At 69.4% G+C, this 9819-nt stretch carries 6 protein-coding genes; 4 read left to right on the top strand and 2 right to left on the bottom strand.

All coding sequences use genetic code 11. From position 1 onward, the window contains the following. The first annotated feature begins 250 nt into the window (after positions 1-250). The 4 genes from AC08OT_RS01980 to glgB all read left to right on the top strand — a co-directional run bounded on the left by AC08OT_RS01980 (position 251) and on the right by glgB (position 8149). Positions 251-2269, top strand: coding sequence for an alpha-1,4-glucan--maltose-1-phosphate maltosyltransferase (locus tag AC08OT_RS01980; RefSeq protein WP_476592802.1), 2019 nt, complete (start codon positions 251-253; stop codon positions 2267-2269). Beyond that, positions 2269-3993: a maltose alpha-D-glucosyltransferase gene (treS, locus tag AC08OT_RS01975; RefSeq protein ID WP_476592791.1), complete on the top strand. Its 1725-nt coding sequence runs from the start codon at positions 2269-2271 to the stop codon at positions 3991-3993. The genes AC08OT_RS01980 and treS overlap by 1 nt, the downstream gene beginning before the upstream one ends. Before the next feature lie 186 nt (positions 3994-4179). Further along, entirely contained in the window at positions 4180-5550 is a 1371-nt protein-coding gene (locus AC08OT_RS01970; RefSeq protein ID WP_476602485.1) for a maltokinase N-terminal cap-like domain-containing protein, read from the top strand. 124 nt (positions 5551-5674) lie between these two features. After that, positions 5675-8149, top strand: a complete 2475-nt coding sequence (gene glgB / locus AC08OT_RS01965; RefSeq protein ID WP_476592793.1) for a 1,4-alpha-glucan branching protein GlgB — start codon at positions 5675-5677, stop codon at positions 8147-8149. A 71-nt stretch (positions 8150-8220) separates the two neighbouring features. Here the strand turns inward: glgB and AC08OT_RS01960 are convergent, their stop codons facing one another. Next, the gene (locus AC08OT_RS01960; RefSeq protein ID WP_476592794.1) at positions 8221-9219 is read right to left on the bottom strand and encodes a tetratricopeptide repeat protein; all 999 of its coding nucleotides are present in this window, start codon (positions 9217-9219) and stop codon (positions 8221-8223) included. Positions 9220-9360: 141 nt separating this feature from the next. Next, a complete protein-coding gene (locus AC08OT_RS01955; RefSeq protein ID WP_462186803.1) occupies positions 9361-9684 on the bottom strand; it encodes an MTH1187 family thiamine-binding protein in 324 nt (107 codons plus the stop codon). Between the last annotated feature and the right edge of the window lie 135 nt (positions 9685-9819).

The following is a 9819-nucleotide window of genomic DNA, read 5'->3' as shown; positions in this document are numbered from 1 at the left end:
CAACTAGTAGAAGCGGCATTGGGTCAGGTCCCCGCACCCGGAACGCCACAACGGAGGAGGTTCAAACGTTCGACAGGGCCACAACTGGGGAACATTGCCTTCAGCGCGGGCCACCCGGGCGGGACGGACCGACCCACCCCAACGACAACAATCGCCCATGCAATGGTCGCGGGCAGTTCACACAGAGGTGTCGCCAATCGCCACGTGCAGGGCGGACCATTGAGGTGTGGTTCGTCTGGATAAGGTCGTCATGATGATCGGACGTTCAGTAGGCCGGGTTGTCATCTCCGATGTGACACCGACCGTCTCGTGTGGCCAGTGGCCGGCGCGGGCGATCGCGGGCGAAATTCTCACCGTCGGTGCAACGGTGTTCCGCGAGGGTCATGACCTCATCGGCGCGAACGTCGTGCTGTCAGGTCCCGACGGGCAGGGAACTCCGTTCACCCGGATGCGGTCCGTTGGCCCCGGGACCGACCGTTACGAGGCGGAGATCACCGCCGGGACCGAAGGCCTGTGGGGATATCGGGTCGAGGCGTGGGCCGATCCGCTCGCCACCTGGCGGCACGGTATCGCCCTCAAGGTCGGCGCGGGCCAGAACACGGACGAACTCGCGGTGGACTTCGAGGACGGTGCGCGCCTGCTGCTGCGGGCCCTGCCCGGGCTCCCCGAACCGCGCCGGGCGGAGATCGCCCTCGCCGTGGCCGCGCTGCGCGACGACAATCGCACCGACCCCCGCGACCGGATCGCCGCGGCCCTCGATCCTCGGCTGGTGAGCCTGCTGGACGCCTGCCCGCTGCGCGAGCTGGTGACCCGCTCGCCGCTGTACCGGGTGTGGGTGGATCGTCGGCGCGCCCTCTACGGCAGCTGGTACGAGATGTTCCCGCGCTCGGAGGGCGCGAGCCTCGACCCGCCCCGGTCCGGGACCTTCCTCACCGCGGCCGAACGCCTGCCCGCGGTCGCGGCGATGGGCTTCGACGTGGTGTACCTGCCGCCGATCCATCCGATCGGCGAGGTCAACCGCAAGGGTCCCAACAACACCCTCACTCCCGGTCCGACAGACCCCGGCTCGCCGTGGGCCATCGGCAGCGAACACGGCGGCCACGACGCCGTGCATCCCGGCCTCGGCACGATCGACGACTTCGACCTGTTCGTCGCCCGGGCACGCTCGCTGGGCATGGAGATCGCGCTCGACCTCGCCCTGCAGTGCGCGCCGGACCATCCATGGGCGAAGCATCACCCGGAGTGGTTCGTCGTGCGCAGCGACGGCTCCATCGCCTACGCGGAGAATCCGCCGAAGAAGTACCAAGACATCTATCCGCTGAACTTCGACGCCGACCCGACCGGGCTCTACCAGGCGATACTACGCGTTGTCCGGTACTGGACTGCACACGGAGTACGAATCTTCCGTGTCGACAATCCGCACACAAAGCCCGTCGAGTTCTGGGAATGGCTCATCGCCCAGGTGAAGTCGACCGAACCGGATGTGCTCTTCCTCGCGGAGGCGTTCACCCGGCCGGCGATGATGCACACGCTCGCCAAGGTCGGTTTCACCCAGTCATATACCTATTTCACCTGGCGCAACACGAAGTGGGAGCTCGAGAAGTACGCGCGCGAACTGGTGTCGGCCGCGTACTACATGCGGCCGAACTTCTTCGTCAACACCCCGGACATCCTGCCGGAGTACCTGCAGCACGGCGGCACGGCGGCGTTCCAGATCCGGGCGGTACTCGCGGCGACGCTGTCGCCGACCTGGGGCGTCTACGCCGGGTACGAGTTGCGCGAGAACACCCCGGTCCGACCGGGCAGCGAGGAGTACCTGGACTCCGAGAAGTACCAGTACCGGCCGCGCGACTGGGCCGCGGCGGAGCGTGCGGGCCAGTCGCTCGCGCCGTACCTGACCAGACTCAACCAGATCCGCCACGCCCACCCCGCCCTGCAGTGGCTGCGCAACCTCCACTTCCACCATGCCGACGGGGACGAGATCATGGTCTTCTCCAAGCGGGTGGACTCCCTGCGGGCAGACGACACGGGTCCCGGGGACACGGCCGCTGCCGACACCGTGCTCGTCGTCGTCAACCTTGACCCGCACGCTCCCCGGGAGACCACCGTGCGGCTCGACATGCCGGCCCTCGGCCTCGGCTGGGAAGACTCCTTCGAGGTCACCGATGAGATCACTGGTGCCGCCTACGCGTGGGGCAAGCAGAACTACGTGCGGCTGGACCCGGCGGTCGAGCCCGCGCACGTCTTCGCTGTGCGGGCCCGGCCGTGATGGATTCTGAGCCTCTCAGCGAACCGATCGGCGAGCACATCCCCGGCCCGGCCCCCGCCATGCCGGGCGGGGAGACCTTACGCGACCCGCACTGGTTCAAGCGGGCCGTGTTCTACGAGGTGCTCATCCGCGGCTTCGCGGACTCCAACGGCGACGGCACCGGGGACATTCACGGCCTGATCTCCAGACTCGACTACCTGGAGTGGCTCGGCGTCGACTGTCTGTGGCTGCTACCAATCTACTCCTCGCCGTTGCGTGATGGCGGCTACGACATCAGTGACTACTTTCAGATCCTGCCGGAATTCGGCGACCTCGGCGACTTCGTCAGCCTGGTCGACGAGGCCCACCGCCGGGGCATCCGGATCATCGCGGATCTGGTGATGAACCACACCTCGGACGCCCATCCCTGGTTCCAGGCGTCCCGCTCCGACCCCGACGGGCCGTTCGGGGACTTCTACGTCTGGTCCGACAGCGACGAGCTGTACCCGGACGCCCGGATCATCTTCGTGGACACCGAGAAGTCGAACTGGTCGTGGGATCCGGTCCGCGGTCAGTACTACTGGCACCGTTTCTTCTCCCACCAGCCCGACCTGAACTATGACAACCCCGAGGTCCAGGAGGCGATGCTGGAGGTCCTGCGCTTCTGGCTCGATCTCGGCATCGACGGGTTTCGGCTCGACGCGGTCCCCTACCTCTATGTCCGGGAGAACACCAACGGCGAGAACCTGCCGGAGACCCACGAGTACCTCAAGCGGGTCCGCAAGGAGGTCGACGCCAAGTACGCCGACCGGGTGCTGCTCGCCGAGGCGAACCAGTGGCCCTCCGACGTCGTCGAGTACTTCGGCAACGACGACGAGTGTCACATGGCGTTCCACTTCCCGTTGATGCCGCGCATCTTCATGGCGGTCCGGCGGGAGTCCCGCTACCCGATCTCGGAGATTCTCGCTCAGACGCCCCAGATCCCGCCGAACTGCCAGTGGGGCATCTTCCTGCGCAACCACGACGAGCTGACGCTCGAAATGGTGACCGACGAGGAACGGGACTACATGTGGGCCGAATACGCGAAAGATCCACGTATGAAGGCCAACATCGGCATTCGTCGCCGGCTGGCGCCGCTGCTGGACAACAGCCGTGACCAGATGGGGCTGTTCACCGCGCTCCTGCTCTCGCTGCCCGGCTCGCCAGTGCTGTACTACGGCGACGAGATCGGGATGGGTGACAACATCTACCTGGGCGACCGGGACAGCGTCCGGACTCCGATGCAGTGGTCACCGGACCGTAACGCCGGTTTCTCCACCGCGGACCCGGCCCGGCTGTACCTTCCCCTGATCATGGATCCGGTCTACGGTTATCAGGCCCTGAACGTCGAGGCCGGACAGCGCATGCCGACCTCGTTCTTGGCCTGGACCAAGCGGATGATCGAGGTACGCAAGCGTCATCCGGTCTTTGGGCTCGGCGACTACACCGAGCTTGGCGCGTCCAATCCCTCGATCTTCGCCTTCGTCCGCGAGTTCGGCGACGACCGGGTCCTGTGCGTCGCGAATCTGTCCCGCTTCGCCCAGCCGGTGGAGCTCGATCTGCGTTGTTTCGAGGGATTGGTTCCGGTGGAACTGCTCGGCCGGGTGCACTTCCCGCCGATCGGCGAGCTTCCCTACCTGCTGACGCTGCCAGGTCACGGACATTACTGGTTCGCGGTGACCAGACCGGGGGAATTCACCCCCTAGCCGCGTTGGGCGGACCGGGGCAACGGAGGCCGTCGGGGACCGTCGGTCGAGGAACAGTCAAGGAGCACCGGAACCGCCTGGACGACGCGCGGCCGGCCCGGGTCGGGCGAAAGGCTGCTATCGAGGCAGTCGACGTTAGGTTAGCTGGCTCAATGATCGTTGAGGACGGGCACCGGGAGGTCGATGATGGGTGACCACCACGCGGAACTGACCGGCCTGTTGCGCGAGTGGCTCCCCCGGCAGCGCTGGTTCGCCGGGAAGGGCAGATGCGGGGGTGGCCTGCGGATCCGCCACGACGTCGTGGTCTTCGAACCGCTACGGCTGCTCGTCGTCGACGTCGACTACGACCACGGCCCGTCGGACCACTACCAGGTTCCGGTGGTCATCCGCTCGGACGCGCCCTTCGGCCACGAGGGCTTTCTGATCGGCGAGAGTGCCGGCGGCCTGGTCTACGACGGCCTGCACGACCCCGATGGCAGCTCGGCCCTGCTGAGCTTCCTCCGCCGGTCGACACACCGCGACGGCCTCGTCGCCGAGGCGCTGGAACCACTGGGCATCCTGCCCGCCCACGCCGTCGGCGCCGAGCAGTCCAACACCTCGATCGTCTACGGCGACGCCTACATCCTCAAGGTGTTCCGGCGACTCTGGCCGGGCGTCAACCCCGATCTGGAGGTGACCCGGGCGCTGGCGGAGGCGGGCAGCACGCACGTGGCCCGCCCCGTCGCCTGGTACTCCGGCCGGGTCGACGGGACACCGACCACCTTCGGATTCCTCCAGGAGTACCTGCGCAGCGGCACCGAGGGCTGGCGGCTGGCGCTGGCCAGCGTGCGCGACCTGTACGCCGAGGCTGACCTGCACGCCGACGAGGTCGGCGGCGACTTCGCCGCGGAGGCCGAGCGGCTGGGTACCGCCACCGCCGAGGTGCACGCCGACCTCGCCCGGACGCTGCCAACGAGGCTCGCGACCGCCGACGCCCTGCGGTCCCTGGTGACCTACCTGCATGGCCGGCTGGACGCGGCGGTCGAGGCCGTCGCCGAGCTGCGTCCTTTCGAGGCGGCGATCCGCAAGAGCTACGACGAGGTGACGGGGGCGTCGGCGCAGGCCGTCCATCCCCGGCCCTTCCAACGGCTGCACGGCGATCTGCACCTGGGTCAGGTCCTGCGGGTCGACTCGGGCTGGGTGCTGTTCGACTTCGAGGGGGAGCCGGTCCGCCCGGTCGCCGACCGCGTGGGGCTGGAGTCGCCGCTGCGCGACGTCGCCGGGATGCTGCGCTCGTTCGACTACGCGGCCCGGTCGATGCTGCTCGAACGCGGTGACGAGCCGTCGTTGGCCTACCGCGCCCAGGAGTGGGCAGATCGCAACCGGGAGGCGTTCTGCCGGGGCTACGGTGCCGCGGCCGGCCGCGATCCTCGTGAGGATGCCGTGGTGCTGCGTGCGTTCGAGCTCGACAAGGCCGTGTACGAGATCCTGTACGAGGCCCGCCACCGACCGGGGTGGATCGGGATCCCGCTGTCCTCGGTGGGACGACTGACCCGGTCCAGCCCGTCGGCGGGGTGAGCCACGGCCCGCCCCGGGCCGCGGCGGCCGCCCGGCAGCGGTGCCGGCGCCCGGGCGCGGATCAGCCAGAAGACCCGACAGAAGACCCGAAAAAATCATCGCGCAGAGAGGCAGGGGTGTCCCAGTGAACAACGGCGACGTCAACAACGGCACGGCGCGGACGGGACGCCTGGCCACCGGGCTCGCCCCCGACCGACCGAACCCCGGAGGGGTGGATACCGCCGTCCGCAACGGCGGTGGCCGGGTGGCGCTGGCGGACTGCGACGCCTCGTCCGCCGCCACCCAGCCTGGACAGACCGCCGATGATCCCGCCGTGCCGTCGGCCCCGCCCGCGGCCCCGCCCGCAGTCGCGGTCGCCCCTTCGGTCGGCCTGCCCCACGACGGCCTGCCCCACGACGGCTTGGAGCGGGACGGCCTGGAGCGGCTAGTCAGCGGGGCGCATCACGACCCGCACGCGCTGCTCGGGGCGCACCCGCATCCCGGTAGCGACGCCACGGTCGTGCGGGTGCTGCGCCCCGATGCGAGGGCCGTGACCGTCCTCGTCGGGCCGGCCCGGTACCCGGCCACCCGGCTGCACAGCGGCGGGGTGTTCGGCGTGGCCGTGCCGGGAGTGCTGCCCGACTACCGCATCGAGGTGACCTACCCGGACGGCTCGTACCTCGTCGACGACCCCTACCGGCACCTGCCCACCCTCGGTGAGATGGACCTCCATCTGATCACCGAGGGCCGGCACGAACAGCTCTGGAAGGTGCTCGGGGCACATCCGCGCGCGCTGACGACGCCGGGCGGCGCCACGGTCACCGGGGTCAGCTTCGCCGTGTGGGCCCCCTCTGCGCGGGGGGTTCGGCTCGTCGGCGACTTCGACTTCTGGGACGGGCGCGCCTTCCCGATGCGCTCGCTCGGCCGCTCCGGGATCTGGGAGCTGTTCGTCCCCGGCGCCGGCACCGGCGCCCGGTACAAGTACGAAATCCTCGGCTTCGACGGGATCTGGCGGCAGAAGGCGGATCCGCTGGCGTTCCACACCGAGGTGCCGCCGGCCACCGCGAGCGTGGTGTTCGCCTCCGACTTCACCTGGAATGACGGCGCGTGGCTCGACCGGCGGGCCCGGACGGCTTGGCGCACCGAGCCGGTGAGCGTCTACGAGGTCCACCTGGGCTCCTGGCGGCGCGGGTTGTCCTACCGGGAACTCGCCGAGGAGCTGACCGCGTACGTCGTCGAGAACGGCTTCACCCACGTGGAGATGCTGCCCATGGCCGAGCATCCCTTCGGCGGCTCCTGGGGCTACCAGGTATCGGCCTACTACGCCCCGACGGCCCGCTTCGGCAGCCCCGACGAGTTCCGCCACCTTGTGGACACGCTGCACCGCGCCGGCATCGGGGTGATCGTCGATTGGGTGCCGGCGCACTTCCCCCGGGACACCTGGGCGCTGGGCCGCTTCGACGGCACCCCCCTGTACGAACATCCAGATCCACGCCGCGGTGAACAGCCCGACTGGGGTACCTACGTCTTCGACCTGGGCCGCCCCGAGGTACGCAACTTCCTCGTGGCAAACGCCCTGTACTGGTTCGAGGAATTCCACATCGATGGACTACGCGTCGACGCGGTCGCCTCGATGCTGTACCTCGACTACTCCCGGCCGGAGGGTGGCTGGCTGCCCAACATCCACGGCGGCCGGGAGAACCTCGATGCCGTCTCGTTCCTGCAGGAGACCAACGCCACCGTCTACCGCCGTTTCCCGGGCGCAATGATGATCGCGGAGGAGTCGACCGCGTGGCCCGGGGTCACCCGCCCCACCCACCTCGGCGGCTTGGGCTTCGGCTTCAAATGGAACATGGGGTGGATGCACGACACCCTCGACTACAACTCCCGGCTGCCGATCCACCGCATGTACCACCACCATCAGATGACCTTTTCGATGGTGTACGCATACTCGGAGAACTTCATCCTGCCGTTCAGCCACGACGAGGTGGTCCACGGCAAAGGTTCACTGCTACGCAAGATGCCCGGCGACCGCTGGGCACAGCTCGCGAACCTGCGGGCGCTGCTCGCCTACATGTGGGCGCATCCCGGCAAGAAGCTGCTCTTCATGGGCTGCGAGTTCGCCCAGGACAACGAGTGGAACGAGTCTGCGTCCCTCGAATGGCCCCTGCTGGACGATCCCGCCCACGCCGGTGTCGCGGACCTCGTGCGCGACCTGAACGGGCTCTACCGGACGATCCCGGCCCTGTACCAACACGACGCCGACCCGGCGGGCTTCTCCTGGATCGACGCGAACGACGCGGAGAACAACGTCTTCTCGTTCCTGCGCTGGTCGGGCGAGGACCCGGCGGGCGGCGTGCTGGCCTGCGTCGCCAACTTCGCCGGCATCGGGCACGAGGGCTACCGCATCGGGCTGCCGTTCCCCGGCCGCTGGCGCGAGATACTCAACACCGACGGGTACCGCTACGGCGGCGGCAACATCGGCAATCTCGGCTCAGTCCAGGCTGTCGAGGAGCCGCATCACGGTCTCGACGCCTCGGCAACCCTGACGCTGCCGCCCCTCGGGGCCATCTGGCTCTCCCCGCACCGGACGCCGTTCGGGGTTTCTGCCGGCCAGTGAATGTGGGGACCTGAGCACGGTCTGCGGTCCCTGGACCGTGCCTGGCTCCCCACAACCCGACTACCGTACGCTCAGAAGAGGGCGGCTGCCAGGGAGCGTCGGGCCGGGGCCACCGCGGGCTCCTCGTCACCCAACGCCTGGAACAGCCCGACGAGGTGCGCTCGGGCCCTTTCCCGCTCCGGCCCCGCCGTCCGGCGGACGACCTCGACGAGACCAGCGAGGGCCCCGGCCACGGCTCCCTGCGCGATGCCCAGGTCAGCCGCGGCGACCGCGGCCTCGACGTCGTCCGGATTCGCCGCCAGCCGGTTGCGGATGTCCACCGGATCGTACCCACGCACCCGGCGCAGCAGTTCGGCCCGCGCGAGCCCGGTCAGGGCCTCGGGATCCGCGGGCGCCTCGGTGAGCCGGATGCGGTAGGACTCGACCGCGGTGTCGAAGTCGCCACGGGCAAGCGCCGCCTCGGCCGCCGCCACATGTGGGTCACGGGCGGGACCGCCCGCGGCTGCCGCGCCCGGGACTCCGCCCATCGCCTCGTCGACCAGGGAGAGCAGCTGATCGAGCCAGCTCCGCACCTCCCGTTCGGGCACGGCGCCGGTGAACTCCCCGATGATCCGCCCGCCGATCACCGCCTTCACCGCGGGGATGCCCTGCACGCCGGCGGCCTGCGCGAGGCCCGGGTTCGCATCGACGTCGATCTTGGCGAGGATCCACCGGCCGCCGTCCACCGCGGCGAGCTTCTCCAGGATCGGGCTGAGCTGCTTGCACGGGCCGCACCAGGAGGCCCAGAAGTCCAGCACTACGGGAACCTGCATCGACCGGCTGACCACGTCGGTGGCGAAGCTCGCCTCGGTGACGTCGATGACCACGGGCCCGGCTGGCGCGCCGGGACGGGCGTCCGGCGCGGCCGTGGCGGCGCTACTGGCGGGGGGAGGCGGGGTCGCCGGCTTGGGGTCGAGCGGGACGGCGCCGGCGAGGCGCAGACCGCCGAGGCTTTCGGGCAGACGTCCCGCGTCTCCCGCGCCTCCCGCACCGCGCGGCGATCTGGATGGGACTGGTGGCCTACGTTGCATGCCTCCATCGTGGCATCTGGTTCCGGTCCGTGGACTCGGCGCCGGACGACTTTCCCGGTCCTCATGTCCGCCTCGCCCAGGGTCAGACCCAGATCCCCAATCCGGGCCTGCGGGCAGCGGCCGGCAGGCAGCGGCCGGCGGTCAACGATCAGTGACGTCCGTGCCGGTCTCGTCCCCGGCCAGCAACCGGTCGACCGCGGCGACCTTCGTGTGCAGAGCGTCGGTGACTCCCGGGCGAAGATCGGCCTTCAGCACCAGACTCACCCGGCCAGCGCGGGCCGAGACCGCCTCGGTGGCCCGGCGGACGACGTCCATCACCTCGTCCCACTCGCCTTCGATCGTGGTGAACATGGCGGTCGTCTCATGGGGCAGCCCACTGGCCCGCACCACCCGGACCGCCTCGGCGACCAGATCCGCGACCCCCTCGCCCTGACCGATGGGCGTGACACTGAAGGCAACAAGCATGCGGTCAGACTTATCACGACAGTCCGCTCACCGCGCGTCGAACAACGCAGGGCCACTACCCTGCTACGCCGATGCACCGAGGTCGTCGGTAAGCTATTTGCATGTCACGAAACGTCGCGGGAAAACCGGCCGGCG

The sequence above is a fragment of the Frankia sp. CgJB1 genome (genome assembly GCF_977947065.1).
This window is presented reverse-complemented; position numbering and strand designations above follow the sequence as displayed.

Coding starts and splice junctions, on each gene's coding strand:
- AC08OT_RS01955 (WP_462186803.1), bottom strand. CDS start 9,684: ATGCTTGTTGCCTTCAGTGTCACGCCCATCGGTCAGGGCGAGGGGGTC.
- AC08OT_RS01970 (WP_476602485.1), top strand. CDS start 4,180: ATGGGTGACCACCACGCGGAACTGACCGGCCTGTTGCGCGAGTGGCTC.
- AC08OT_RS01960 (WP_476592794.1), bottom strand. CDS start 9,219: ATGCAACGTAGGCCACCAGTCCCATCCAGATCGCCGCGCGGTGCGGGA.
- treS (WP_476592791.1), top strand. CDS start 2,269: ATGGATTCTGAGCCTCTCAGCGAACCGATCGGCGAGCACATCCCCGGC.
- AC08OT_RS01980 (WP_476592802.1), top strand. CDS start 251: ATGATGATCGGACGTTCAGTAGGCCGGGTTGTCATCTCCGATGTGACA.